General features: G+C 38.8%; 20 protein-coding genes and 1 pseudogene. 7 read left to right on the top strand and 14 right to left on the bottom strand.

From position 1 onward, the window contains the following. The first annotated feature begins 33 nt into the window (after positions 1-33). Together GQR87_RS14370 and GQR87_RS14365 are read left to right on the top strand one after the other, a co-directional pair. Positions 34-756: an ABC transporter ATP-binding protein gene (locus tag GQR87_RS14370; protein WP_158970471.1), complete on the top strand. Its 723-nt coding sequence runs from the start codon at positions 34-36 to the stop codon at positions 754-756. A gap of 4 nt (positions 757-760) precedes the next feature. Further along, on the top strand, positions 761-3,292 hold the full coding sequence (locus GQR87_RS14365) for an ABC transporter permease (protein ID WP_158970469.1): 2,532 nt from the start codon (positions 761-763) through the stop codon (positions 3,290-3,292). A 52-nt stretch (positions 3,293-3,344) separates the two neighbouring features. Here GQR87_RS14365 and GQR87_RS14360 read toward each other — a convergent pair whose 3' ends face one another. Together GQR87_RS14360 and folX are read right to left on the bottom strand one after the other, a co-directional pair. Then, entirely contained in the window at positions 3,345-4,244 is a 900-nt protein-coding gene (locus GQR87_RS14360; protein ID WP_158970467.1) for a TIGR01777 family oxidoreductase, read from the bottom strand. Positions 4,245-4,289: 45 nt separating this feature from the next. Then, positions 4,290-4,655: a dihydroneopterin triphosphate 2'-epimerase gene (folX, locus tag GQR87_RS14355; RefSeq protein ID WP_158970465.1), complete on the bottom strand. Its 366-nt coding sequence runs from the start codon at positions 4,653-4,655 to the stop codon at positions 4,290-4,292. Positions 4,656-4,747: 92 nt separating this feature from the next. On the opposite strand from folX, the gene GQR87_RS14350 reads away from it, so the two are divergent. Further along, a complete protein-coding gene (locus GQR87_RS14350) occupies positions 4,748-5,797 on the top strand; it encodes an AI-2E family transporter (protein ID WP_158970463.1) in 1,050 nt (349 codons plus the stop codon). Positions 5,798-5,801: 4 nt separating this feature from the next. On the opposite strand, the gene GQR87_RS14345 is transcribed toward GQR87_RS14350, so the two are convergent. The 9 genes and pseudogenes from GQR87_RS14345 to GQR87_RS14300 all read right to left on the bottom strand — a co-directional run bounded on the left by GQR87_RS14345 (position 5,802) and on the right by GQR87_RS14300 (position 19,567). Continuing rightward, positions 5,802-7,370: an arylsulfatase gene (locus GQR87_RS14345; RefSeq protein WP_158970461.1), complete on the bottom strand. Its 1,569-nt coding sequence runs from the start codon at positions 7,368-7,370 to the stop codon at positions 5,802-5,804. A 315-nt stretch (positions 7,371-7,685) separates the two neighbouring features. Next, the gene (locus tag GQR87_RS14340) at positions 7,686-8,777 is read right to left on the bottom strand and encodes a FecR domain-containing protein (protein WP_158970459.1); all 1,092 of its coding nucleotides are present in this window, start codon (positions 8,775-8,777) and stop codon (positions 7,686-7,688) included. After that, a complete protein-coding gene (locus GQR87_RS14335; RefSeq protein ID WP_255456436.1) occupies positions 8,767-9,327 on the bottom strand; it encodes an RNA polymerase sigma factor in 561 nt (186 codons plus the stop codon). The genes GQR87_RS14340 and GQR87_RS14335 overlap by 11 nt, the downstream gene beginning before the upstream one ends. 119 nt (positions 9,328-9,446) lie before the next feature. Next, a pseudogene (locus tag GQR87_RS22395) lies at positions 9,447-9,827 on the bottom strand (tryptophan 7-halogenase). A gap of 74 nt (positions 9,828-9,901) precedes the next feature. After that, the gene (locus tag GQR87_RS14320) at positions 9,902-13,105 is read right to left on the bottom strand and encodes a TonB-dependent receptor (RefSeq protein WP_158970451.1); all 3,204 of its coding nucleotides are present in this window, start codon (positions 13,103-13,105) and stop codon (positions 9,902-9,904) included. 630 nt (positions 13,106-13,735) lie between these two features. Continuing rightward, complete coding sequence (locus tag GQR87_RS14315; protein ID WP_158970449.1) at positions 13,736-13,837, bottom strand: PEP-CTERM sorting domain-containing protein; 102 nt, start codon at positions 13,835-13,837, stop codon at positions 13,736-13,738. Positions 13,838-13,955: 118 nt separating this feature from the next. Next, entirely contained in the window at positions 13,956-14,126 is a 171-nt protein-coding gene (locus GQR87_RS14310) for a hypothetical protein (protein WP_158970447.1), read from the bottom strand. Between the two features lie 127 nt (positions 14,127-14,253). Further along, on the bottom strand, positions 14,254-14,802 hold the full coding sequence (locus tag GQR87_RS14305; protein WP_158970445.1) for a hypothetical protein: 549 nt from the start codon (positions 14,800-14,802) through the stop codon (positions 14,254-14,256). 25 nt (positions 14,803-14,827) lie between these two features. After that, on the bottom strand, positions 14,828-19,567 hold the full coding sequence (locus GQR87_RS14300) for an Ig-like domain-containing protein (protein WP_158970443.1): 4,740 nt from the start codon (positions 19,565-19,567) through the stop codon (positions 14,828-14,830). A gap of 820 nt (positions 19,568-20,387) precedes the next feature. Here GQR87_RS14300 and GQR87_RS14295 point away from each other — a divergent pair. Continuing rightward, positions 20,388-21,332: a helix-turn-helix transcriptional regulator gene (locus GQR87_RS14295; RefSeq protein ID WP_158970441.1), complete on the top strand. Its 945-nt coding sequence runs from the start codon at positions 20,388-20,390 to the stop codon at positions 21,330-21,332. 87 nt (positions 21,333-21,419) lie between these two features. Here GQR87_RS14295 and GQR87_RS14290 read toward each other — a convergent pair whose 3' ends face one another. Both GQR87_RS14290 and ygfZ read right to left on the bottom strand, forming a co-directional pair. Beyond that, positions 21,420-21,905: a peptidylprolyl isomerase gene (locus GQR87_RS14290; RefSeq protein ID WP_158970439.1), complete on the bottom strand. Its 486-nt coding sequence runs from the start codon at positions 21,903-21,905 to the stop codon at positions 21,420-21,422. A gap of 35 nt (positions 21,906-21,940) precedes the next feature. Continuing rightward, the gene (gene ygfZ, locus GQR87_RS14285; RefSeq protein WP_158970437.1) at positions 21,941-22,870 is read right to left on the bottom strand and encodes a tRNA-modifying protein YgfZ; all 930 of its coding nucleotides are present in this window, start codon (positions 22,868-22,870) and stop codon (positions 21,941-21,943) included. A gap of 171 nt (positions 22,871-23,041) precedes the next feature. Here ygfZ and GQR87_RS14280 point away from each other — a divergent pair, with 171 nt between their 5' ends. From GQR87_RS14280 to GQR87_RS14270, 3 genes are read left to right on the top strand one after another with little or no spacing between them, the layout of a single operon-like run. After that, entirely contained in the window at positions 23,042-23,293 is a 252-nt protein-coding gene (locus GQR87_RS14280) for a succinate dehydrogenase assembly factor 2 (RefSeq protein WP_158970435.1), read from the top strand. Continuing rightward, positions 23,280-23,720, top strand: coding sequence for a protein YgfX (locus tag GQR87_RS14275; RefSeq protein ID WP_158970433.1), 441 nt, complete (start codon positions 23,280-23,282; stop codon positions 23,718-23,720). The genes GQR87_RS14280 and GQR87_RS14275 overlap by 14 nt, the downstream gene beginning before the upstream one ends. A 2-nt stretch (positions 23,721-23,722) precedes the next feature. Further along, a complete protein-coding gene (locus GQR87_RS14270; protein ID WP_158970431.1) occupies positions 23,723-24,637 on the top strand; it encodes a MaoC/PaaZ C-terminal domain-containing protein in 915 nt (304 codons plus the stop codon). Here GQR87_RS14270 and nadB read toward each other — a convergent pair. Further along, positions 24,630-26,228 (bottom strand): L-aspartate oxidase, encoded by a 1,599-nt coding sequence (gene nadB, locus GQR87_RS14265; RefSeq protein WP_158970429.1) that lies wholly within the window; start codon positions 26,226-26,228, stop codon positions 24,630-24,632. The two genes, GQR87_RS14270 and nadB, sit on opposite strands and share 8 nt — an antisense overlap. Positions 26,229-26,539: the final 311 nt, after the last annotated feature.

Genomic DNA, 26,539 nt, shown 5'->3' with positions numbered 1-26,539 from the left:
TTTCGTAACGACTTGGTAATAAGAAACAACACTATGACTCCAAAAAATATGATTAGTACAAAGGGTATCAGTAAAACAGTTTATACGACACAAGGTGAATTACAGATCCTTCAACCTATTAGCTTTGATGTCAAGGCTGGTGAGTCAATTGCCATAGTGGGTGCGTCGGGTTCCGGTAAATCCACATTATTAAGTCTGTTGGCTGGTTTAGATGAAGTCAGTTCTGGAGAAATTTATTTAGACGGCCAAGCCATGCACAGTATGGATGAGGAACAAAGAGCACAATTACGTGGTGCTAAAGTAGGCTTTATTTTTCAAAGTTTTATGTTGGTGCAAAGTTTAACGGCTATCGAAAATATTATGTTGCCAGCGGAAATTGCTGGGCATGATGACGCTAAACAAAGAGCTGAAAAAATTCTAAGACAGGTTGGCTTAGATCACCGGGCAGATCATTACCCCAATCAATTATCTGGTGGTGAACAGCAAAGGGTGGCGATTGCGAGAGCCTTTATTTCTCAGCCAAAAATTTTGTTCGCTGATGAACCCACAGGTAATTTAGATGCAGCTAACAGTGACAAAATTGAAAAGTTATTATTTGAACTTAATCAAAATTCTAATACCACCTTGGTATTAGTCACCCATGATCAAACATTAGCTAATCAATGTGAACGTCAGTTGCATATGCAAGCAGGAGTGTTAACTGAAGTTTTTTCTGAGTTAGCAAGCTCTGCAGATCTTGCCGCTAAAGCAGGGTGATTTGATGAAAAATTATACTTTTAGTCTAGCTTGGCGACTTTTTCGACACGAAACAAGGCGCGGCGAATTAACCATTATTTTATTGGCCATTATTTTGTCTGTGGCCTCGGTTTTGTCTCTTTCTTTATTTAGTGAACGTTTACAACAAGCTTTGACAGATAAAAGTGCTGAATTTATCGCTGCTGACAGAGTATTAAATGCCGATAAACCTATTGACCTAAACTGGATCGAACAAGCTAAAAGCATGGGCTTAAAAACGGCCCATCAGGTTTATGCTCGTTCTATGGTGTTTGCAAATGAGCAAATGGACCTAGTGGATTTAAGAGCTGCTGATAGTGGTTATCCTTTAAAAGGTAAGGTCAAGATAGCAGATAAACCTTTTAGCCCAGGCCAAGTGACTGAGTCGCTACCTGCGACAGGGCAAGCTTGGGTTGAATCCCAATTATTTCAAACTTTATCCATTGTGATTGGCGATAAAATTGAAGTTGGTGACAAAATATTTACAGTCAGCAAAGTGTTAAGTGAAGTCCCTGATGCTGGCTTCAATGTATTTGGTGGTGATCCTAAAGTACTGATCCCAAGAGCGGATTTAGCTGCAACTAATATTGAAGGGCCGGGCAGTCGAATTGGTTATAGCTATTTTTTCACTGGCTCAAATGGTGACTTAGATGATTATTATGATTGGCTGAAACCACAACTCGATAGTGAGATCCATGATTGGGATTCAGTTGAAGATGATAATTCAGCGATTGGTCGCTCAGTTGGTCGAGCGGGGCAATATTTTTTATTGGCCAGCTTGTTAGCCATTGTACTGGCTGCTGTGTCTATTGCGGTTGCTGCTCAGCGTTATAGTCAAAGACATTATGATCCTGTGGCTATCCTTAAAACATTAGGGGCACCAAAAAGAATGGTGCAAAAAATATATCTGTTACAAATTTTATTCATTACGGCATTAGGCATCACAATAGGAGCAATATTGGGTTATGTGATCCAGTCTTTAGTGGTTAGTGCTATTTCAGATACTGTTAATGTGTCTATGGATGCATGGCATTGGCGCCCTCTTGTTATCGCTATATTTACCGGCACAGTTTGTGCTGTATTATTTTCTTTATATCCATTGTTAAAATTATTTTCGGTCTCACCGCTGCGGGTATTAAGACGCGATCTTGGTGCCAATTTAAGTTCTAGAGTGATCCAGTTTATTGCTTCGGGCGGCGCAATTTTTGTGTTGATGTGGGCTTACAGCCAAAACTTGAAAGTCAGTGCCATTATATTTTCCTCAGGTGTGGCATTAGTGATTGGTTTATTGTTTGTGACCTATGGCTTGATTTGGGCTGGGCGAAAATTGGGTAAAGGTAAAATGGGTCCTTGGCAGTTAGCTTGGGCTCGGATCCATAGACGGGCCATGGACAATAGTGTGCAACTCATTAGTTTTGCCGTGACCATAATGTTATTGCTTATCGTTTTAGTTATGCGCAACGATATGGTACAGCAATGGCAAGATCAGCTACCTGCAGATACACCTAATTATTTTATGGTGAATATTAGCCAGCAACAACAGCCTGCGTTAGCGCAACATTTTGCTGAAAACTCAGTCGAAGTGAAAAAGTTTTATCCTATTGTGAGAGGCCGTTTTGCCGCGATTAATGGCGAAAAAGTGCGTACAGCTGTATCTAAGGATGATCCAGACGAAAACAATAATGGTCGTAGAGGTTTGGGGCGAGAGGCGAACTTAACCTGGAGCAATGAATTACAAAAAGGCAGTAAAGTAGTGGCTGGTGAATGGTTTGGTAATAAACCTTTACCTGCAGATGATCCTTCGCCTTATCAAGTATCTGTTGAAGAGCAGTTAGCTGACCGTATTGGTATTCAATTAGGTGATGAACTGACCTTCAATATAGGCAGTGAATTGGTGAAAACTCAGGTGACCAGTTTTAGAGATGTGCACTGGCAATCAATGCAGCCTAATTTCTATTTTGTCATCGAACCTAGAGCACTACAGCACTATACGCCTACTTACATCTCTAGTTTTAACTTACCGACAGAGCGTAAGTCTGATGTAACAAAATTGATGCAACCTTTTGCTAATGTGACTTTGATTGATGTTGATGCGCGGATTAATCAGTTGCGTTCTATTGTTGAGCAAGTTTCATTGGCAGTTGAATTTATTTTGGTCTTGGTTTTGGCTGCTGGCTCCTTAGTTTTAATTGCTCAAGTACAAGCCAGTATGGATGAAAGGCAACAAGAGTTAGCTATATTGCGTACTTTAGGTGCCAAAGGGACACTCATAAGGGCCAGCGTGATTTTTGAATTTGTGATTATTGGTTTGGTAGCTGGACTGATGGCCGCTTTGGCCAATGAGTTAAGTCTGTATATGTTACAAACTCAAATCTTTCAGATGCCGGCTAGTTTACATTGGCAATATTGGGGGATTGCACCAATAGCTGGAGCGATTGTTGTTGGTATATTAGGTGCTTTAGGTTGCTGGCGTTTGTTGTCGTTAAATACCAGTCATTTGCTCAGACAAATGGTGTAATAGTCATTCAGTAAAATAAACACCACATTGCTTAATCAATGGGTGTTTGTTTTTATCTGATTTTTTGAACGCAGTTAAATACTTCTGATAATTCTGGATAGACAAATTGATAGCCACTGTCGAGTAGACGTTGCGGAATCACTCTTTGTCCATAAATAAGTAAGTCTGACATTTCTCCCAAGAGCATTTTTAATAAAGCGGAGGGCATTCTTAAGAAACAAGGGCGGTGTAATGTATTCGCCAACTGCTGGCTAAATTCTTCATTAGTGACAGGGGTCGGAGCGGTGAAATTATATATTCCGCGACAACTCTTGTTTTTGATAAGGTGAACAATGCCTTGCAACATGTCTTCTAAGTGGATCCAAGACATGTATTGTTGCCCATCACCAATTGGCCCACCTAAACCTAATTTGAATGGCAATAACATTTTTTGCAGTGCTCCACCACGTTTACTGATCACGATCCCCGTTCGAAGAATACATACCCTTGTTTTATCTGATTCAGCCTGTTTCGCTAAAAACTCCCAACGTTCACATAATTGGTGACTAAATTCAAAATGAGGTTTAGTAAATGATTCATCAATGGGGGTATCGTCTTGGCGTCCATAAAAACCGATAGCCGAGCCACTAATTAATACTTCAGGTGGGTTATCACTGGCTTTTATTAAGTCGACAATTTTTTCTGTGGTAGCCCAACGACTCTGTTCAATAAGTTGTTTTTGTTCTGTGGTCCATTTTTTGTCGGCAATGGGTTCACCTGCAAAATTTACCACAGCATCATATTCATTTAGATTTTCTAGTTGATCTAAATTCGAAATGAAGTGGATTTTATAACCCAGTATTTTTTCAGCCATAGCTACATTTCGGGTATAAACGGCTACGCTACTAGGTCTAAGAAGTGGGATTAAATTGGAACCAATTAATCCTGATCCACCTGTGATAAGTATATTCAATTGCTGTCCTTGTGATAAATTCCAAACATTTGGTTGAATTGTAAGCTATTGCTTGGTGCAAGATAAGCATAAAGATACAGAATCAGCAAAACGTAATGCATGTGGCTTGTCTACTTCAGCTTCTGCGTAAGTAACCCATGGATGTTCTGCTGCTATATTTAATACATCTGAGGTTAATTTTTCTAATAAAGAAAATCGATTATTTTCTACTAACTGGATAATTCTTTTGGTGATGGTTTTGTAATTTAATGCATCATCCATATTGTCTGAATCGGTTGCTTGGTCTGCTTTGTAGTGCATTTTGACGTTGACTATCACGTCTTGCATATTGACTATTTCGTCTTCGTTGATACCGATATAAGTGCGTAATCTTAAGTTTTTAATCCGAATAGTGGCGGGATTTAGCGTCATTATTTTTCCTTGTTTTTTCTTTTAATTCAGCGCTATAAAACACGATACAGATCTGTTAGTTTGCTCACAAGGAATTAATGCAGAATTATACTATGCAAATCAAATCTCAAACATCAGTAAAAGTTTTATTAGTGCTCGCTTCAATCGTCATCATTTTGGCAGGGATCAAAGCCGCAAGTGCCATAGTGGTTCCTTTTTTATTATCTGTATTTATCGCTATGGCTTGTAGCCCAATTATTAGTTGGGCCAAACAGTATAAACTACCTAGAGCTTTAGCTGTGGTCTTTGTTATTTTGATCATTGTTTTGTTTGGCTTGGTATTAGCTGGGTTGGTTGGGCAGTCGATGAATGAATTTAGTCAAAATATACCTAAATACAGAGCCCAATTGGTTGAGGAGTTTTCTTGGGTATTAGGCAAATTAGAGGCCTTCAATATTAGTGTTGATAAACAGCAATTATTGTCTTATTTGGATCCTGGGGCTGCGATGAATATGGCCACCAATTTATTATCTAGTTTAGGTGGCGTGTTAACCAACTTTTTGTTGATCTTGTTAATTGTGGTTTTTATGTTGTTTGAAGCTGAGTCTATTCCGAAAAAAATACATATTGCTTTAGACGATCCAAGCATGAAAATGCAGCAAATTGACAAGTTTTTAGTGTCGGTGAAAAACTATTTAGCGATTAAAACCTTAGTGAGTTTAGGCACGGGGTTAATTATTGGTATATGGCTTTATGTGTTGGGTGTGGATCACTTTTTACTGTGGGCGGTATTGGCTTTTTTACTTAACTATATTCCTAATATAGGTTCCATTATTGCTGCAGTACCCGCTGTATTATTAGCTTTTGTGCAACTTGGCGCAGCGAGTGCTGGTTTAACTGCCTTAGGTTTTGTGGTGTCGAATATGGTGATGGGCAATGTAATTGAACCAAAATATATGGGCAGGGGATTAGGCTTGTCTACTTTAGTGGTGTTTCTATCATTAATATTTTGGGGCTGGTTGTTAGGCACAGTAGGAATGTTGTTGTCAGTGCCATTAACCATGATTGTAAAAATTGCTTTAGAATCGAGCCAAGATACGCATTGGATAGCTTTGTTGTTGGCCAGTGACGATGGCCAACAACAAAGCTCAGAGACAGAGTAAAGCCTTAATTTAAGGTTTTAATGGCCTCTAGTTGAGCATGTAACTCTTTTACTTTATTTGGGAATTTATCAGCAATATTGTTTTGTTCCTGACTATCGTTAGATAAATCGAACAATTGTGGTGTTAATTGCAGGCCATTCTCAATTGCTGTTTTATTGGCTAACCAACCGGGAGTGGTGCCATCGAAAGGGGCGATATATTTCCACTTGCCTTGTCGAATCGCCAGGGTAAAGGATTCTTCTAACATTAGGTCACGGCCTTTGGCTTGATTATCTAATAAAGCTGGCAGTACATTTTGGCTGTCAATGGCTTCATCTTTTTCAATGTTTTGGCCAATTAATGCAGCGAAAGATTTATAAAAATCGATATGACTAATTAGAGCGGTACTTTCTCCTTTATTTACTAATCCATTCGGGTAAGTGACTATCATAGGTACCCGGGTGCCAGCTTCATAAGCGCTGTATTTACCGCCTCTAAAGCCACCGGCAGGATCGTGTTCACCACGTAATTCTTCAGCTTGGTCGTTATAACCATCATCCATCACCGGGCCATTGTCGCTGGAAAATACAATCAGAGTATTGTCGTATAAACCTAGTTCTTTTAGCTCATCAACTATACGTCCAGTCATCCAATCCATTTGTAAAATTGCATCGCCCCTTGGCCCCATACCTGATTTACCGGCAAACATTTTATTCGGTACACGAGGTACATGAATATCGTGAAAGGGAAAATAAAGCATGAACGGCTGATCTTTATTTTGTTGGATAAAATCAATCGCTTTGTCGGTAAATACAAAAGGAAAATCTTCATCTACCCATTCTGCTGACTTACCACCGGCCATCCAACCAATTCGGCTAATACCGTTAACAATAGTGGCGCTATGCTGTAAATCTGCCGTTTGTTTTAATAACTCTGGAGATTCAGTACCTACTGGTCTGTTGCCAATGCGGCCTTCATAACTCACTGTGATGGGGTCATTCGGGTCTAAATTCACTACATTATGATTTTCTAAATATACGGTAGGTACTCTGTCACCAGTAGCTGGCATTAAAAAACTGTAATCAAAGCCTAATTCTATTGGTCCTGGTTTTACATCGTGATTCCAATCAACAAAACCATCCCCAAGGCCTAAATGCCACTTACCCACTACTGCAGTTTTGTAACCTGCTTTTTGAAACATTTTAGGTAATGTTGGCTTGGTGTGATCTATGATTAATGGTGCATCACCGGGTAAAATTGCTGCATTATTGCGAAACGCATATTGCCCGGTGAGCATAGAATATCGAGAGGGAGTACAAGTTGCCGCAGAGCTGTGAGCGTCGGTAAAGCTAATGCCGTCAGCTGCCAATGCATCCACATTAGGGGTATTGGTGGTTGTCATTCCATAACGACTGATATCACCATAACCTAGGTCATCTACATAAAATATCACCACATTGGGCCGTTTTGTTACAGCCTCTGCTTTAGCAGGGGTGATATCTACCACCTTATTGGTTGGCTCTGTACAAGCTGATAATGTGGCAATAAGGCTGAATGATACAGCTAAAAATAAAATGTTCTGTTTTGTTTTCATATTTATTTTAAATTCCAATATTTAATGGCTTTGTATTGATAATTTGCATTTGTAATATGTCATACATCCTACCTATTTTATATTGGTTTGGCCAACTTAAAACATAATCTAATCAACCAAAATTTATCGATAGTGGTTATTTCTTGTTGTCATTGCGCAGCGGAGTATTGCTGAATTTTATTCACTGGTTAAAAGATTTAGTTCATTCAATGTCAAGTAAGGGGGATTCATTAAGCCAGATAAAATCATTAGGGGGCTTGATATAATCTGATGATTAGTTGCGCCCCAGTTATTTTGAATTTTTATGCTTACTCTTTAATGGGCTGCAGTTAGAATAATTTTTTGGGTATCAGTGTATTCCGCATCAATATTAAAGTTTTTCTTTAATATTTCTACCAATAGTTCGATATTACCAGTTTGAAAACGACCGACTATTTTACGTTTTTTAAGTTGTTCACCCTTTAGCTCTAATGTCCAGTTTGAGTAACGGCTGATTTCTTTTATGGCTTGCTCTAAGGGCTCGCCGTTAAATATTACTTTGCCTTTCATCCATGAAAGTTTAGATTCCATAACATGAGTAGCTTTTTCTATAGTAATTTCCGACTGCTTTACTTTTTGTCTTACATTTAAATGAATTTGCTCCCCAGCCGTGACGGAAATTTTTTCATTTGCCGAAGACTGACCTATAAATTGACTGACGCTGTTTAAGATAGGGTTAGTCGTTACCTCCTTAATCGCTTCTGATACTAGTACTGTTCCTTCCGTTACAATTAGCTCAATATCTAAGGCATTATGATGCAGTACGTTAAAAGCAGTACCTACCGCTTCAATCACTTTGCCACCAGCTTGAACGTAGAACTTGCGGTTATTATCGTGAGCAACCTCAACATGTACCTCGCCATGAAGCAGATGGATGTTTCTTTGAGTATTAGAGTACTCAACATTCACTTCGCTATTAGTATTTAAGGTTAGCAGTGAATTATCAGGCAGTTTAAAGGTGCTGTGTTCGCCGACTTTAGTGCGATAGGTAGCAACAAGTTGTCTATCATCTTTGACGTTATTAGTTTCTACCAATTGCGGATCCTTGGTGCCGGCATAATAAAAGCTCAACAATAAGCATACTAATATAGTTGCAGCAATTGGGTACAACCCCGTGGTTTTATACCAAGGTCGATTAGTTGTTTTATACGGAAACACATCAGACAAATTAGATAATACATCTAAATCATCCCATAGCGCTGTCACTTCTAAGAATACTTCTTTATGGGCAGGAGAACGAGCTAGCCATTCTCTTAATAATACTTCTCGTTCAGGTGATAGTCCGCGCTCAAGCTCAGTGAGCCAGTGTAGAGCTTGGTCCAAAATTGCGTCTTCGTTGTTTATCAATTGCACTACATTATTGTTCATACTTTCCACCCACCATTTTACGTTTGTATTGGGGAGTGCCTACTTTTGATTGATCTACATGGGCTTTGACAAGTTTCATTCCATTGACTACATGGCTATCTACAGTTTTAATATTAATACCTAATTCTTGCGCTATTTCTTGTTGACTAAAACCATATACTTTTTTTAATACAAATACTTTTTGACATTGCTTGGGCATACTGCGGATTACTTCACAAAAATGACCAAACCTTTCATGGGTTGCTGCATAGTTATAAGTAGAGTCGTTCTCTTCCGTTATATATTCTGACTCATCATTAACGCCATCTGCCAGCCTCACTTCAGCGCGTTTGTTGTGATCTAATGCTAAATTTTTAGCGATTACATACAGCAGAGCGTTTTTACGCTGCATGGTTTCTTGTTCAGTATGCTCTAGTTGACACAGTTTAACATAGGCCTCTTGAACAATATCTTCTACTTCCGCAGGAGGCGCAATTTTGGAAATATAACGCATAAGATTTGGCCTTATGGATAGAACCGAGTTCACAAAACTGAAATTTTTACCTAGCATTGATTCGCTTTCTTCAACTTCATACTAGTTATTAAAACGATTTAACATCATTTATACCCTAAGTTTATTTTCACTGTGAACAAAACAACTAAATATGGCTAGCTAATAGGTTCTGCACATTAGTGGTGGCCAATGAATCTTTCAATAAATTCATCATGACTGAGTAACGGCTTAACGTTTTCCTCTAGTCCGATTTTACCAAAAGGATGCCAGTAGATTGTCCTTTTTGCCCTGCAATCTACAAATTTAATAGCCAATTTAAAAGTAGCATTGGTTTTAGCAATAAAAGTCTGTTTAGAAATATTCAAAATAATAATGGATCAACAAAAGAGGGGATCGTCGCTTCACCGACACCCACTGGTGGATTTCGGTGATTCGACTAATGTAACCAAGGCCTCACTATTATGTAATACGTGGCAGAGTAAAGCCGCAGAAATCCAACCAGCAGTTTCTCCACCCACAATGACATAAGATTTGAGTGGTTGATGATTGATAGACATAAATTCCACATGAATTAAATTGGTGAAATAAAAAACAGAGGCTAAGTGCCTCCGTTTTTATATCCAATAAAGTGTTAGAACTTGGCTCTTATTCCCATTTGATAACGTACGCCTGAATATTCAACTATGCTCACACGTTCACGTATGTCCACATATTCTAAGCGGCTTTCATTAGTTAAATTAATTGCCTCTGCAGAAATGGTGATGCGTTCGTTAATGTCATAAGAAACACTAGCGTCTAATTGTCCATAAGCATCGGTGTGAACCGGTAAACTGGCCGCTATACTATTTGCAGCCCCATCTCTGGCATGCAAAAAGTTATTTCGCCAGTTATAGGCAAGTCGAGCTTGTATGCCACCTTCATCGTAAAATGCAATTAAGTTATACGAATTTTTAGCAAAGCCTTCTAATGCGTTACCGGGTTCAGTAATTCCGGGTTGATTAACTAAACTTGCGCCATCATCACTACTGTCAGCATAGGTATAATTGGCCTGCACACCAAATCCAGATAAGAAACTAGGAAGGTAGTCAAAATAATGTAATACGCTCAACTCAAGGCCAGATACCGAACCGCCAGAACGATTTTCTTTTGAGGTACTGGTTTCAGGTAGCGCGTTACCTGAAATACGAGCTAATACATCCGCATCGACATTTCCAATAAAATCTTGCTGGGAACTAAATGTCGAAATAAAGTCAGTAATATCTTTGTAGAAGTAAGCGACAGAATAGGCGTTACCGTTCTCTTGATAATATTCTAAAGACAAATCAAATTGGTTAACTTTGTAAGGTTTTAATTGTGGATTACCTGCTAAACGTGTGACCTGCCCAGTGTTATCTACAGCTATACTTTGATTTACGCCGGTATCAGCAATAGCTGGACGAGAAATAGTTTGAGCTATTGCTGATCTTAAAAACAGTCCATCATTAAGATCAAAATTTACATTAATACTAGGTAATAAGTAACTATTACTAGAGTCTTCTGATACCGGTAATGCTTCGGTTCGATTTACATCTAAGCGTAACTCAGAGGCATTCGAACTAGGGTTGATTGAGATATTAGTGATACTTTGTGAAAAACCTAAAGAAGTGTTATCAATATTTATATAACGCAGACCTGCGTTACCTGACCAACTGATGTTACCTACTTCACCCACAAGGTTTGCTCGTGCGTAAAAAGAAAAAGTCGTCTCTTGATTTTCGTATGATGCCGCTAAGTCTTGGGTTTCTGTATTCCACATCTGACCAGGAGCTACAAGAGGTGAACCTAATGTTCCATCATCAGTCTGCCACACACCGTTACCGTCTACATACCAATTTTTTTCAGCTAAAGCTTGGGTGGCATCTACATATGCATTAATGTCTTTAATTATTACCCAGTTACGAGGAAATACACCAGACTCATCTCCTAGGAAGTTACTAAATGAACTTAATTCAAATATTTCATTGGCATTAGGATAGATAGCATTGAGTTCTCCCCCACAAGGTGAACAGTAACCACCACCACCACCAATATTAAATGCATTATTGGTATTGGTTCGATCTAAATATGCTGTACCCACTTGAATTGATTCAAGAAAATCACCATCAAACTGGTAAGTTGCATCTAACTTTAATTCAGTTACTTCGTCTTCGATTTCATTATGACTAGCGCCATTCCAATGAGCTCGAATGTTATCTATATCTGTGATATCAATCGTTGCACTAGTGTTTAGAACATCGCCTGCTCCGTAATCAATATCAATTTCACGACCAGCTAGGTTATCAGGCAAGGTAAAATGTGGGACATATTCTCTTAGGATTGGCGTGGATTCAGAATTTGAGTATGAAGCATCAAATTCTACGGTTAAATTGTCTTTATTGTATTCAGTATTAAAACCGTAGGCCCAAGTGGTTGATTCTTGCCCTAACTGACGGGTTAAAAGATCAATATTATTGTCGCTAATAGTGGCAGACAATAATGTGTCATTTTCATTGACCACAGCATTACTATACTGAGTTGCCTGAGTCGGTATTTGATACCCTAAGCTCATAACTTCGCGATTTAAGTCTGTATATAGGACATCAAAAGTTGATACGATATCGTCGTTAGGGGCCCATTGTAAAACTAAATTAGCTCCGGTACGTTCACGTTTTTCTTCGTGAGCATCAAAAGCTGCTCGGCCAGGACGACGAAAACCGGCTACATCAACTACGTCTCCATTTTCATTACGCACATCACCAGTTAAATTTTCTGGGAAAGCATACAGCTCATGCCAACGGTTGGTGCGGTATTTATCAATGCGACTATTGGTTTCTTTAACAGAAAAGCCAAACAATACCCCAAAAGAATCATCATTGAATGTATTACTAATGACACCTGAATATTGAGGGTCAAATTCTTCTGATAAATCATTATACTTTGCGTTTACTGATCCCAATGCGTGAAAACCTACACTGTCAAAAGGCCTAGCTGTGGTGATATTCACGTAAGCGCCTATGCTACCAGCGGTTAGATCAGCAGTGGGGGTTTTTACTACATCTGCACCAGAAATTAATTCAGATGCTAAAACTTGGAAATCAAAATCTCGGCCGCCGTCTGTAGTTGCTAATGTACGGTCATTGACTTTTACAACGTTAAATTTAGGGCCAAAACCGCGAACTGTAATTTTTGAACCTTCGCCATTTTCTCGGGAAATAGTCACCCCGGTAATACGTTGTAGTGACTCTGCTACGTTTTGATCGGGAAATTTACCTATGTCTTCAGCGACTATACTGTCTTGTATGCCAGCTGCGTCTTGTTTAATGCCCATGGCTTTGGTTAGACTGCTTTGAATGCCTCTAACTTGAATAACTTCAAGATTCTCTTGGTTTGCCTGGTCATTAGCTGATGCATTAGCGCTTAATAATGTAGTGGATGTTAAAGCAGCAATAACTGCCGCTGATAATTTGTTTTTTTGTATCATGTTTATGGTCTCATCGTTTTGATCATTTATAATTATTAACTGTCCTTGATCATCTACATGAGCTTGCAAACCGGTATTTTTTAGCATGATACTCAATGCTTCGTTTACCGTATATTGCCCTCTTACCCGACGTACTTTTATTCCTCTAAGTGCATCAAAAGGTAAAATGAAAATAAGATTTGCTTGTTCTGCAAATTCAATAAGTGATTGGTCAGCGTTTTTTAAATGAATATCAAAATCAAATTTCCTTTTTTCTTGAGGTCCTTGCCCGTAAGTCAATGTCGAAACTGTCAGTAGCGCAGCGCAAGAAAGACTGAAAATAATAGACTTTGCCATTCCACTTTTACCTTTCAGTAAAGGCTTATATTTATAAACGAGTGAGATAATTAAATACCTTAACTTTTTTTTTACATGATTGATTTACGTTTGTTTAACATAATACATTTTATTAACCCAATACCATACAACTGGAAGATTTTTTTCGAATCTATCACGCTTCAATAAATGGCGAATATTGTATCATTAAAGAACTTTACTATTTTTTTTTACGGCTTTTAGGTCATTGCTTTATCTTTTCCTTGTAGCATGAATCTAGTAATTAGCACCTGTTCTCAATGGATTCCTGCTAGCTGTATGTTTGAATATAACAGGCTTTGAGGGCGGGGGATGATCTTGTAGCAAATCTATTTTTTTAAACTATTTCCTACCCCAATTTACTAGGTTCTGCTGTTGTTTTTCTCTGTTTCCCCCTGTGTCAGGCTATTGATCAGCTTTTAATTTTAATAATATTATGACTCTTCTCTGTGTAACTCGGTGACACGCTTTTGCTTTGTCTTTTCTGCTTTATGCTCCTCAGTCTGCACCGTTCAGCTTCACGCTGCGTTACTCTGTTTCAAGGGCAAAAAAAGCCGGCTAAAGGTAATTAAACCTTATTATGAACGATTTAAGCCGTTCTTATTTTTATTATTAACGTTTTTTACGTACACCTACAGCTGCTAATAGACCTAACATTAATAAGCTAAAAGTGGGTGGTACGGGTACTTCAGTAGAAGGGCTGCTGTAAGTCACGCAGCACCTTGTACGTCAGCGGTAAACACCTTGTCATTATGATTAAATGCTGTGTCATTTAAATCGGCTACTAATTTGTCAAAGGTAATAGTACCTAATTCAAATATGCCAGTGGGTGCTAGAGCCGGGTTAAAAACATATCACTCCAGTAAGTATCAACAAATACACTTGCTGCCATATCGAAAGCATCAGATATAAAATCGTCTGCTAAGGACTCAGCAAAGTTAAAACTAAAATCACTAAAAGTCAGTTGACTGTCGTCATAATCAAAAACCGTATTGCTATCCACGAAAAAAATTCGTCATTGAGAGGTTCGGCTGATCCAGTATTCAGGTTAAATATAATTATTCCTATTTTTTACAAAAAAAAGGCGACACTCAAGTCAGTGTCGCCTTTATCTTTTAAGTCCTTTTTAGTTAGGCTTTACGACGTAAAGCGCATATGCCAAATGTGGCAAGTGCGAATAAGCCCAAAGTAGCTGGGGCTGATACTTCAGTCGATGTAGTGCTATCAGCGATGGCTATAGAAACATCAAGGTTAGCTTCTTCAGCTGCGTCTATTGGAGCAAAATAGTCATATGCCTCTATGTTGGCTAACTCAAAGTCTGTATCACCCTTTGCCATGGCTGTTAGGTCAAAGGTGGCGATAGTAAAATCTCCACCTACAAAGGGGATAAAGTCTATAAATGAGATCGCTATCCCATAGGCTTGCTCAGTCACCTCAAATATAAAGGGGATGGCGTCGAATAAGTCGCCTCCCACAGATAATGGGTTAAAGGAGAACAAGCTAGTATCAAACTCTACTTCTAAGTTGAATGTATCAAAAGCGTCAAACCCAGTACCTGATAAAGTTACTTGTACGTTTTCTCCTACATTGGTATTGGTATCACTTAGCTCTAAGCCTATGATGCCTGCATTTGCTTGTAAGCCTACGAATAAGGCTAATGTCGCTATAAATTTTTTCATTATTTTTTCCTATTTATTAATAAGGTTATTCAGTTACGCAACGGGCGCGAGTACATATGCTCATCATCACGCGCGAATCTAATATGTTCACAACACCGTCATCATTCATATCAAAGGCCATATCGATGGTTTCACGACTTTGAATCGCGCCAACCAGCCCTCTGACATCATTAATGTCCACATCTCCATCGCTGTCATAGTCTCCGGTAACCATAACGGCCCCCCCTTCATCTGCTGTTTTGGTAAGAGTGTAGTAATCAGCATTCCACTGCCAATAATTTGCAGCACCTACACTCTTGATACGTAAGGTGTAAAGACCGGTCTCAGTAATTTCAATATCATTACCTAGATCGAGAGGTTGATAATCTTCCCAAGCAGATTGTGCTGGATTCAAGGTTTTACTGTATACAGGTGTATCACTAGCATCACGAAGTGATACTTCAATACCCGCAGCATCACCATTCACCCCCAGTAATGTGACTAATTGATAAGTACCCTTAGCCGTAAAGTTTACTGGGTAATCTGCCCAGTCACCGGTTTGGTTATTATTGATACCTACTTCTGAAGCGATAAAACCTTCATGAGTCCCGCCAGTGTTGGCAAAGCTTTCGGCTTGAATAACCACCGAGTCATTTACCACTGCTGGTGCTTGATGAATATCTGCAGGGTCTACTGGGTCCGTTGGGTCAGTAGGGTCTACTGGTTCAGCTGCTAGGCCTGCTAACAAGATAAAGGTGAGTTTGTCTGCATTCCACTGCCATTTAGCATCTGCACCAATACTCATTATACGAATGGTATGAGTGCCAGCTGTTGCTACTAACAGGTTGTTAGTAATAACTGTGCTTTGCATCACATCCCAATCACCTGTGGTGGGGATGTTGGCAGTACCGGCAGAGACGCCATCAATAAAGACTTCTACACCGTTTACTGGATCCGTTGGAGTACCGGCATCTAAGATAACGCGATAAACCCCTGCTTCAGCAAAATCAATGTTGAAGTCGGCCCAGTCACCAGATTGGTTATTATTGATACCAAATTCACCGGTATCAAATCCACCAAAGGCACCACCGGTTGCGCTGACTGTTTCTGCTTCTACATCTACAGGTGTGGCAGTGATAGCTGCTTCTTCAATCACACTTACTGTGATTGTTTCTGTAAACCCACCATCTGCAGAGGTGGCAGTAATAGTTGTAGTACCTGCGGCAACACCGCTAATTAAGCCTGCATTACTAACTGATGCAATACTAGGGGTAGCTGATTGCCAAGTGACATCTTGGTTAGTGGCATTACTTGGAGTGAAACTAACGTTTGCTTGATAGTTACCAGGTAAAACAATAACAGCAGTTGAAACAAGTTCGATATCTGTTAATGCAATATTGGTTACGTTAATAGCAACTGTATCACTTGCTCCACCATCCTCAGCTTCTGCTGTAATTGTGGCACTACCTGCTGCTACTGCAGTGACTAAACCTGAAGCACTAACAGTGACTACAGCTTCGTTAGAAGAAGACCAAGTCAATGATTTATTGCTGGCATTAAACGGAGCAATACTGGCATTCAGTAATACTTGGTCATTGACACCTAAATCAGCACTGTCCATATTTAATTCAACACTTGAAGGCTGAATAGTGCTTACTGTAACTTCTTGGGTTGCAGTAATCGAACCATCAGCTGTTTTTGCGGTAATGGTTGCGGTACCTGTGCCCGTTCCTGTTACCAAACCATTTTGATCGACAGCGGCTATTAGTACATTAGAGCTGGTCCATTCAATCACCATATTGTCTGCATCCATAGGTAGGACATTAGCTTTTAAGGCAATGGTTTCTTTTATAAACACAGCACTGTTGCCAGTAATACTCATGCTCGATGCTGCAGTACAAGGATCACATTCAGTACCGCTACTTCTAGCTGGCGCTTTGCTCATATCCCAAGTAGAAATACTCATGGCAGTAAAGGCTTGCCCTTGTCCGATCTTAGCAGTAATCACGTTATCTTCTTTTAGATATTCTAAAGGAATAGGGATTTCGATAAAGTTCATCGCCACACCTTGACCTGTTGTATCTGCGCCCATTAAATCTAAATGCTCAGTGGCAACACCTTGCGTATTCGGATCTGTTTGTTTACGAACCGCTAAGGTATGGCCATTGATAGTAAAGTTATTTAAATCAGAGCGAGGATTAGAGGCGTGGAATGGGTAGAAACGTGCCGATATACGTAAGCTAGCTTCACCTTCTGTTGGTACTTCAACACCATTAACATTGGCGGTAACAGAGTCACCTAGTACTCGGTGAATCTGACCTTTGGCAGCTTCTCCCTTACCGGCACCTGATAAACTTTCTGCGAAGTATTTATTTTCTTTAGATACCGCAGTGATGGCTACATCATCGTTAAACTCAATATCTAGAATGATGGTTGAGCCAGCCTGTAAAGTGACCGATTCAGGCAACTCATTCAACATTGCTTGGGCCAATACAGCGCGGCCTAAGTTGGTTGGGCTCAATCCTTCAGCTAAGTAGGAGTGTTTCATGTTAACACTTTTAACGTTGTTACCATTGGCACCCATAAAGGATAAATCAACAGGAATATTAAAATATTCAAGGTTGTTCAAAATAAGATAGGTGTGATTACCATCTACATAGGCGTCTACTTGTACATCAGGATCATTTGAATGGGTATCAACACGTGTCCCTTTTACGTCTGACCATAATTCATACCATTGAATTTTATCGGTCACAAACCATTCTGATTCTTCAGTGAAGAATGTATCGGCTCCTGCTTCAGATTGAATTAATGCAGGTTCATAACGTACTACATCATCACCCACCGCATAAGCACCCCATTTAGCTTTTGCTACTATAAACGGCATAGATTTCACAATTTGTGAAGGACGTTTTAGTAATTGCATAAACATTTGGTTAAAGGAACGAATATGTAACCAATCTGCGTAACGATAATCTTCTTGTAGAAATGGTAGTGTGGAATGACCAGACGCAATGGCGCCGTATTCTGAAATTACCCAAGGTTTTAGATTTTCTTTACCATTTACTTGAGCGTCATACCATTCCACCATGTCTAATATGGCTTCTGTGGTCATTCCGCTGCGAATTTTACTGCCTTTTTGGGGGTCATTATCCATACCCGACCAGTCATACAAATGGATTGAATAGAAATCCATATTGTCACCGGCTGCATCCATGAAGCCTTTCCACAAGTAATCCCATTGATAGAATTGATCAGTACGTGTAGCCCAATGTTCTGAAGTGGTAATGTCTTGTAAAAAGTCTTCTAAAGCTAAACCTTCTGGAGAATCATTCGGTGCAGCATAACGGGCTCTAATAGCACTTTGTTGATCTTTAAAACGGGTGGATAAGTCCTGTGCATCTAAGTCATGTAAACCCCAGGTCATGCCACCCACTAAGGGGCGTTCACCTTCGGGTAGTTTATCATTAATTTGCTCGGCCACTAAATTATGGTATTCAAATATTTGCTCGAAACTCGATACCATAAACGTGTGGCCCACGTTGACATCCATATCAGGCTCGTTAATCACTTCCCAATATTTAGGCATAGGGTAGCCACTTGTTTCGTCTGATTTACGCATGAATTTATCGAGGTACTCACCTACGTATTCAGCGGCAACTTCAATATCACGTAAAATATATTTACCAGGATCTTCGTCTTTACCTGCTAAATGAGCGGGCCAATATGATTGGGTGGGGAAAGGACCGTGTGGTGTGATACCCATGATCATTTCATCAGCACGGTCTTCATAGGCCCGTATAGATTCAGGTAAGATGTCGTACATATTGTCTTTATGCCACTGACCAAAATTTGCCACCTCGTCTAAATCAGGTGTACCCAAGTTATCAGGATCTTGTGCTGTGGCTCTGAATATCCAGCCAGCCATGCCGTTGTCACGGCCAAAATAAACGTCTAGGTCGTTCATTAAGTAATTCATGGTATCCGCTTGGCCATTCCAATCTGCTTCAGTGTAGTTAGAGTGGATAGTAATGTGTTTCTTACGGTTAAAGTCGGATATACCTTTAACTTCGTGTCTCATATCTAAGTTGATATCTACTGTTACCGTATCAGATTGGTAGGCGGTATTCGTTTCACCGCCGCCAGTTTCACCGCCGCCAGTTTCACCGCCGCCAGTTTCACCGCCGCCAGTTTCACCGCCACCAGTTTCACCGCCACCACTAGAACCATCTGGTTTGCCATCAACAATTGCTGGGCCGGCATCAAAGTCTTCTCCGCTTGAATTTAGTGCTGTGAAAGTCACTGTATCTGCTGCCCAAGCCCAACCTGTGGTCTGTGACTCTAAGCGCACATTGTGCTCACCAGCTTCAATATAAATGCCGTCTGTGATGGTAAGATCATGCCACCCATTAGCCCCAGACTCTTCTTCTGCGAGTTTATTTTTACCTACATAAAGTAAGATTTTTGCCGTTGGATTATTATGGGAGGCAATTTGTGTGTGTACACGGTAATAACCTGTTGTCGGGAAGTTGATTGTATAGTCAACCCAGTCGCCACCTTGATTACTAAATGTAACGCCATCTCGATTGCCCCAGGCTTGGTTTATCATCCCTTGCAGGTGAGCTTGAGGAACTGTACCACCGGTACTTTCAAAGCTTTCAGCTTCAAAGGTAAAAGCATCGCCGTCAGTGGCTAATGCAGGATCAAAAGGCACAGCCAGAGCCGAGCTTAAGGGCAGCCCTAATGCTATGGCAAGTGTGAGCTTGCTTAGTTTAAATATTTTCATATAACACCATTTCTTCTTTATGTGTGTAACCCAAAAATAGGCAGCAATATTTTGTTCAGCATTCTTTTAAAAGAATTTTATTACTGCCCGACATTGTCAATTTATTGTTGTAAGTTGTTAACAATTTATTGGCGAGTTGTTAAGTTACATGAATGAAGTGGCAAAAGGAACATGGTATCTAGACCAATATAATATCGAGTTATAGGTGGTTTTTTTATTTAGTTATATTTGTTGTTTAAAAAGCTGACACTTATAAATTGATAATAAAAACAATGCATTATGTTTTTGTTTGTTCAATATACCAAATGCCAAGTTCAATTTTGTTGAACTTAATCATTCCAAATGGTGAATGCTTTGTTCATTTTTATTGTGTTGTTGGCCATTTATAATCCTCATTTTTGAGTGAGAACTATGTATTGTTAAATTCAGGATATTAGAAGGAATAATTGATTAATAAATAGGATGATTATCTATGATTTTTGTAATACTCTATTGTTAATTGTTTTCAATCTGATAGGTGCCTTAGTTTAGGCAAGCTTTTTATCTATAACGGTAATATATGTTTTCAATCCCATTAGAGACCATTCTTTATCACATCACTCCTATAATGACAGGGTTGTTTTTACTGCTAACTTTGACTTATTTGGTGGTAATTAGACAATATAAAGGGGCTGATTTTCCTTTTTATGTATGTTTTTTGTTATGTTTTATTATTTTTTTGTTTGGTAGACCTTTACAGTTTTATAGCGGTCATACACTCGCGCACCTTATATTATATATACGATTCTTCATCTTGTTTGCTATTGGGTTTCCTTCCTTATTGATCGCCAACAAAATGCGTTGTGGCTTAACATTAAAAACTTTTAGTTTTGTTGTTCCTTACATATTAGGTATTTCTGGGGCTTCGGTATTTGTCATGGTTAGGGATGGTTGTACTTACCAAATATTGTTTCCTATAGAGTACGGATCTTTACTACCGTTAATGTTTACCGAAGCTACATATAGCGATATGTTAATGATTACCACTGCTGTTTTATTGGTTTTTCCTAGTGTGTACCTGATTTATTATCATTTAAGGCATAATCTGCAAGCTAATACATTAATGATATTACTCAGTACCTTAGTTCTTGGTGGCTCGTATATTATTGGGGAAGTGTTCGATCTGTATTGGTTGTTTTATGCAGTGGCATTTTTATTGTCTGTATTCTGGCTATCTTTGGGATACGAAGATATTCAATCCGTTAAAAAACAAGCTGAAGAATTAAAACAAGAGTTGAATGATATATTATTGGTTAACCCCAAAGTAATCCCTACACAGGACAGAAGAGTTGCCAATCATCAATCCTTAGAGACTCCTCTACAAGATGAAGACTTTGAACAACTTTATCATACCAATACAGGTGACACGGTTGGTTTAACAAAAGCAGATTCTAATCAACCGACCATAAAAAATAGAGAGTTAGTTGATAAGGCCATAAGTTACATTAAGGCAAACTTTAATAAAGAAATTGAGTTAGCTGCAATTGCGCATTATACAAAAGTGAGTGATTCTTATTTAATCAGAACCTTTAAAAAAGTGACAGGTAAAACCATTAATCAATATATTACTTGTTATCGTTTGCAACGAGCTCAGCAATTATTAAAAAATCATTCAGTGGTTGAAACGTCTCACGCTGTTGGCTTTAAAAATGCTAGTTATTTCAGTACTGTCTTTAAAAAACATACAGGTTTAAGCCCTTTACATTATCAACAAAAATTACATTAACGTTAAATCACTTTACTATTTATTGGATTTTTTAAGGGGTAATAAGTGCCTATTAGGTATTAGGCACTTATGATTTTATGCTTTATTTTAGTGCGTGTGGCCACAACCACCTTCGGAATGTGGATGGCCATGTACGAGTTCTTCTTCTGTTGCTTCTCTTACTTCTAATACTTCTACATCAAAGTTAAGTGTTAAACCTGATAGGGGATGATTTCCATCCACTACCACTTCATCTTCGGTAACATCAACTATCATTACTGATTGTTCACCGTCATCAGTGGTCGCTCTAAAAGTCATGCCTGGTGTGACATCCATATCTTCAAACATAGATTTAGGCACAGTTTGTACCAATTCATCATGACGAACTCCGTAAGCCATTTCAGGTGGAATATCGATAACAAATTTATCACCTACACTTTTACCTTCTAATTCATTTTCTAAACCTTGAATAAGAAAATGACTACCTTGCAGAAAAACCATTGGTTCACGCTCTTTAGATGAGTCAATTTGTGTGCCATCTGCTGAGCAAACAGTAAAGTGGATTGTTGCAACGGTTTTGTTAGATATATTCATAATTTTCCAAAAGTTTTAAAATGACTAAATTGTGCCTAAGTTAATTCATAGGGTAAAGGTTGAGTGGTAAATAATACGTCAGTATTGGACTTGAGTCTAAATTCTGTGTGAGTTTCTGTATCATTAGACAACACCGCAAATGTCCAAGTTAATTTACCATTTGTGGCACTTCGCAAAATTTTACCACCAGGACGCCAGTTTCCTTCAATTTGATATTCAATCAGCTCGCCATCTAATGGCATGTTGGTGGTCGGTGAGGTGAGGATAAACCCTGCTTTTTTGTTACGACCTAAATATTTAGTTCGAGCAATAACTTCTTGCCCCATGTAACAACCTTTCTCAAAATCTATCGCCCCAAGTGTCTGTAAGTTAAGCATTTGAGGCACAAATTCATTAGAGCTTTGCTGACGAATATCTGCCAGTCCTGCTTTAATTTCATCTATTTCCCATAATTCAGCACTGTCAGTTGATGGAGATGTAAATTGTGTAGTGGCATTTGTTGGTTGTAGCACTAAATAACGTTTGGCAGTTTTATCAACACATAATACTAAACCTTGTTCACTACTTAGGGTGGCTAAGTTTTGTTTAGGCAAGTCACCAAAAAATTGGCTAATAGTTTGTTCCATTTTTTCCCCACAGCCACCAATTAGCTGCCAATTTGGGGTTTGGTCGGTGATTTCCACTTTGGCAAATACGCCATATTTGTTTAGTTCAGCTAAGGATTTTTCTAATACGGATTGGTGAGGTAGCAATAAAATAGAGTCTTGCCAGCTAAGGGTGTAAAACACACTCCATATCTTGCCTTTAAAATCACAATGACAAGACAATAATGCATTATCTGCTTGAAGTTTGTTGATATCAGCGGTTACTTGACCTTGTAGATATTTAACCCTTTCCTCACCACTTAACTGGATAACCCCTTTGTTAGATATTTGGGTTATATATTCATTATTTGACGCTGACATATTTGATTCTCTATTTGCCTTTGGTTGAATGTTATTTATATGGGGTAATAGTTTACTTTCCCAAGGAAAGAGCTGAAAAGAACTAATTATACCTGCTATTATGTTGGCATATAAAATATCTGAGATAATTATCTTATCTTGGTAAGAAATGTTTTTGGTTTGAGGTTTACTATGTTCGATAAAAAAAGGTATGGGCGATTAAAATGGGCATGTCGTCGAGGGATGTTAGAACTAGATGTATTATTTATACCTTTTGCTGAAACTGGTTTTTTGCAACTGTCAGATGAAGAGCAGTTGATTTTTGAACGTTTACTCACGTTTGATGATCCCGATTTGTATGCTTGGTTTATGGGCCATCAAGCTTGCAACGATCCTGTTATCAAAGGAATGATTGAGCATATATTGAGTCGTGTCAAAGTATAGAATTGAGTTTTCCTCGTCACGTCTAGAAAGGATACTTGTTAGTGTCCTTGCTATTTTATTTGTGCTTTCAATTTGGAGTTGGAAACCACAAATTATTGTTTGGCAATGGTTAATCCAAAGTGTTTTATCCATCATAGTTGTGCTGAGTTTTTTTTATTTGTCTCGGCAGTTAAAAAATAAAAAAATACCGTCGGTGACCTTTAGCCAAGATGGACAATGGATCGAAGTAGGGCAATTAGAACAAAGTAGTTGGCTAATCAGTGGGCAATCTCGTATGACTAGCTTAGTTTTATTTTTAAAGTTAAGTTCAGTGGTGAATGCAAACGATGCTAAATGGTTACTTATTTATCATGATCAGGTATCAGAACAAAATTATCGACGTTTGTGCCGAGCTATTATTTTTCAGCAACAAAAAATGGTTAATTAGTAATGAATCCCCATGCGATACAAACTGTTGAATTAGAAAAGGCATCGAATATTAAATTATTGATGCTTAAGTTTTTGTTCAAAAAAGCGAATAAAACCACCCCCATAAAGTTACCTAGAACAGAATTTTGTCTGCCAGATATTTGTATACAAAGTAACAAAGTAGCTTTGTTTCAGAAGGTGGTTAATTGGCAAGGAGAACACTTACATCCTTGTTATATTCATACTTTAGCTTTTCCTCTACATTTACAATTATTGTTACAGCCTGAATTTCCTTTTCCTTTGTTGGGTTTAGTGCATGTAGAAAATAGTATTCAGCAATATAGGCCTATTGAGCTTAGCGAAAACCTTGAATTAACCTGTCGTTTAGCTGATTTAACCGCGCACCACAAAGGTTGGTTGTTCTCGGTTATTACCGACTGTACTAGCAATGATGAATTGGTTTGGAGTAGCGTAAGCGTGAATTTATATCGCACTAAACATCAAATTCAAGTGGATGAGATCGCTAAAAAGCCTGTCCCAGAATTTTCTGTTGATAGCTTGACTGTAGATTGGAATTTAGCGACAAATTTAGGCCGTTTATATGCTAAATCTTCCGGTGATTATAATCCGATTCATTTAGCTAAATGGTCTGCTAAATTATTTGGTTTTCAACAACATATTATTCACGGTATGTGGACTAAATCACGGTGTTTATCTGAATTACAAAAGCAGTATCCTGCGGCTTTCGCTAAGGCGTTTTCAGTGCAAGTAGGGTTTAAGTTACCTTTGTTTTTACCTGGAAAAGTGTCTATGTTGCAAACAAGTACAAGTAACAAAAGTAAGGGTGAAATTGACTTTAAAGTGCAGACGCAAATTAATCAGAATGAATCGAGCCCACATTTGATAGGCTCAATTCAATTTACTGATATTATTTAGTTAAAGGACCAATAATGGTCGGTTGGGGATCATCAACTTGATAGGGGTAATCAACATTGAAATGTAATCCTCTGCTTTCTTTGCGTTCACGGGCACATTCAACTATCAACTCTGCGACTGTGAGTAGATTACGCAATTCAAGTAAGTTATTACTGACTTTAAAGTTAGAATAGTATTCGTTAACTTCTTGTTTTAATAGGTTGATCCTATGATGAGCGCGCTCTAGTCTTTTATTAGTACGAACAATCCCTACATAATCCCACATGAATAGCCTTAATTCGTGCCAGTTATGTTGAATAATCACTTCTTCATCTGAATCACTTACCTGACTTTCGTCCCATTCTTCAATTGGCTCCTGCTGGTAGTCTTTAGCCAAATTTGCCTTTATATATTCAGCAGCTGAATGGGCATAAACAATACATTCTAATAATGAATTACTGGCCATTCTGTTTGCGCCATGTAAACCTGTATAAGCGACTTCACCAATAGCAAATAAATTTTGTAAGTCGGTTTTGGCGAATTTATCGGTGACCACACCTCCACAACTATAGTGGGCTGCTGGTACTACAGGGATTGGATCTCTAGTGATATCAATGCCTAATGCGCGGCATTTACGATAAATATTAGGAAAGTGTTTAACAATAAAGTCGCTAGGTTTGTGACTTATATCAAGGTACATACAATCAGCGCCTAAACGTTTCATCTCAAAATCAATGGCTCTAGCGACTATATCTCTTGGCGCTAAATCACTTCTTTCATCAAATTTATGCATGAAAGGCGTGCCATCTGGGTGACATAATTTAGCACCTTCGCCTCTTAATGCTTCAGAAATTAAAAAGTTTCGCGCTTCTGGATGGTATAAACAAGTGGGGTGAAATTGATTAAATTCCATGTTGCCGACTCGACAGCCTGCGCGCCATGCCATCGCAATACCATCACCGCTGGAAACATCTGGGTTAGATGTATATTGATAAACTTTACTTGCACCGCCAGTGGCTAGGGTTACAAATTGACTGCGAATTATTTCAACTTTTTCTTTTTTTCTGTTCCAAACATAAGCACCCAGTAACAAATCTTTTTGGGTTTTACTCTTAATTAAGTCAATAGCGTTATACCGCTGAAACAGATGAATGTTAGGATGTTGTTTAACCGCTTCTATTAATGTGACTTGTACAGCAGCACCTGTTGCATCAGCTGAATGTAAAATGCGTCTATGGCTATGACCGCCTTCTCTTGTTAAGTGAAATTTGGACTCGCCATTACCATCTTTCTCTTGATCGAAAGGCATACCAAAATCAATTAACCATTCCATACAAGCCTTAGCTTGAGACGCGGTAAATCGAACCGCCTCTTCATTACATAGACCATCACCAGCAAGTAATGTGTCAGATACATGGTATTCAATAGAGTCATTTTCATCGAAAACTGCGGCTATGCCACCTTGGGCATATTTTGTCGAGCCTTCAGAAAGCTCACTTTTACTTAATACAATTACCTGACAATTGTCTGCAATTTTAAGTGCGAGGCTCAGTCCAGCTGCGCCGCTGCCAATGATGAGTACGTCACATTGGTGTTCAATAGTTGAGTGCATAATGTAAACTAGTCAAATAATGAGTCGATTGTTAGGCCATACTAATTTACGCTACGCAAATATCAATGTATTTAATTGCCTATAATATGCGAAAATTCATTGGGGCTGTTGAACTTCTCTAGATGTTTTACAGCGAGTTGTGCGGTATTTATACAATGAAGCGCGATTGTGGTGTAGTTGTTCGACATGAATGAGTGCTGAGGCAGTAGAAATGCCGCACAAACGCTGCCCGAAGGGTTCGTCCTAAACGCTTTTTACTCTTTGTTGCTGATTTTTGACTTAATCCATTAGGCCTGTAAACCAGCGCCGCG

This window comes from Paraglaciecola sp. L3A3, assembly GCF_009796765.1.
Taxonomy (GTDB): Bacteria; Pseudomonadota; Gammaproteobacteria; order Enterobacterales; family Alteromonadaceae; genus Paraglaciecola.
The sequence above is the reverse complement of the archived record's forward strand: the minus strand, read 5'-3'. Positions and strand labels throughout refer to the sequence as shown.

What these genes read in the sequence shown, in the direction of transcription:
- GQR87_RS14370 (WP_158970471.1), top strand. Translation starts at nt 34, where the DNA reads ATGACTCCAAAAAATATGATTAGTACAAAGGGTATCAGTAAAACAGTT.
- GQR87_RS14365 (WP_158970469.1), top strand. Translation starts at nt 761, where the DNA reads ATGAAAAATTATACTTTTAGTCTAGCTTGGCGACTTTTTCGACACGAA.
- folX (WP_158970465.1), bottom strand. Translation starts at nt 4,655, where the DNA reads ATGACGCTAAATCCCGCCACTATTCGGATTAAAAACTTAAGATTACGC.
- GQR87_RS14350 (WP_158970463.1), top strand. Translation starts at nt 4,748, where the DNA reads ATGCAAATCAAATCTCAAACATCAGTAAAAGTTTTATTAGTGCTCGCT.
- GQR87_RS14345 (WP_158970461.1), bottom strand. Translation starts at nt 7,370, where the DNA reads ATGAAAACAAAACAGAACATTTTATTTTTAGCTGTATCATTCAGCCTT.
- GQR87_RS14340 (WP_158970459.1), bottom strand. Translation starts at nt 8,777, where the DNA reads ATGAACAATAATGTAGTGCAATTGATAAACAACGAAGACGCAATTTTG.
- GQR87_RS14335 (WP_255456436.1), bottom strand. Translation starts at nt 9,327, where the DNA reads ATGCTAGGTAAAAATTTCAGTTTTGTGAACTCGGTTCTATCCATAAGG.
- GQR87_RS14320 (WP_158970451.1), bottom strand. Translation starts at nt 13,105, where the DNA reads ATGGCAAAGTCTATTATTTTCAGTCTTTCTTGCGCTGCGCTACTGACA.
- GQR87_RS14305 (WP_158970445.1), bottom strand. Translation starts at nt 14,802, where the DNA reads ATGAAAAAATTTATAGCGACATTAGCCTTATTCGTAGGCTTACAAGCA.
- GQR87_RS14300 (WP_158970443.1), bottom strand. Translation starts at nt 19,567, where the DNA reads ATGAAAATATTTAAACTAAGCAAGCTCACACTTGCCATAGCATTAGGG.
- GQR87_RS14290 (WP_158970439.1), bottom strand. Translation starts at nt 21,905, where the DNA reads ATGAATATATCTAACAAAACCGTTGCAACAATCCACTTTACTGTTTGC.
- ygfZ (WP_158970437.1), bottom strand. Translation starts at nt 22,870, where the DNA reads ATGTCAGCGTCAAATAATGAATATATAACCCAAATATCTAACAAAGGG.
- GQR87_RS14280 (WP_158970435.1), top strand. Translation starts at nt 23,042, where the DNA reads ATGTTCGATAAAAAAAGGTATGGGCGATTAAAATGGGCATGTCGTCGA.
- GQR87_RS14270 (WP_158970431.1), top strand. Translation starts at nt 23,723, where the DNA reads ATGAATCCCCATGCGATACAAACTGTTGAATTAGAAAAGGCATCGAAT.
- nadB (WP_158970429.1), bottom strand. Translation starts at nt 26,228, where the DNA reads ATGCACTCAACTATTGAACACCAATGTGACGTACTCATCATTGGCAGC.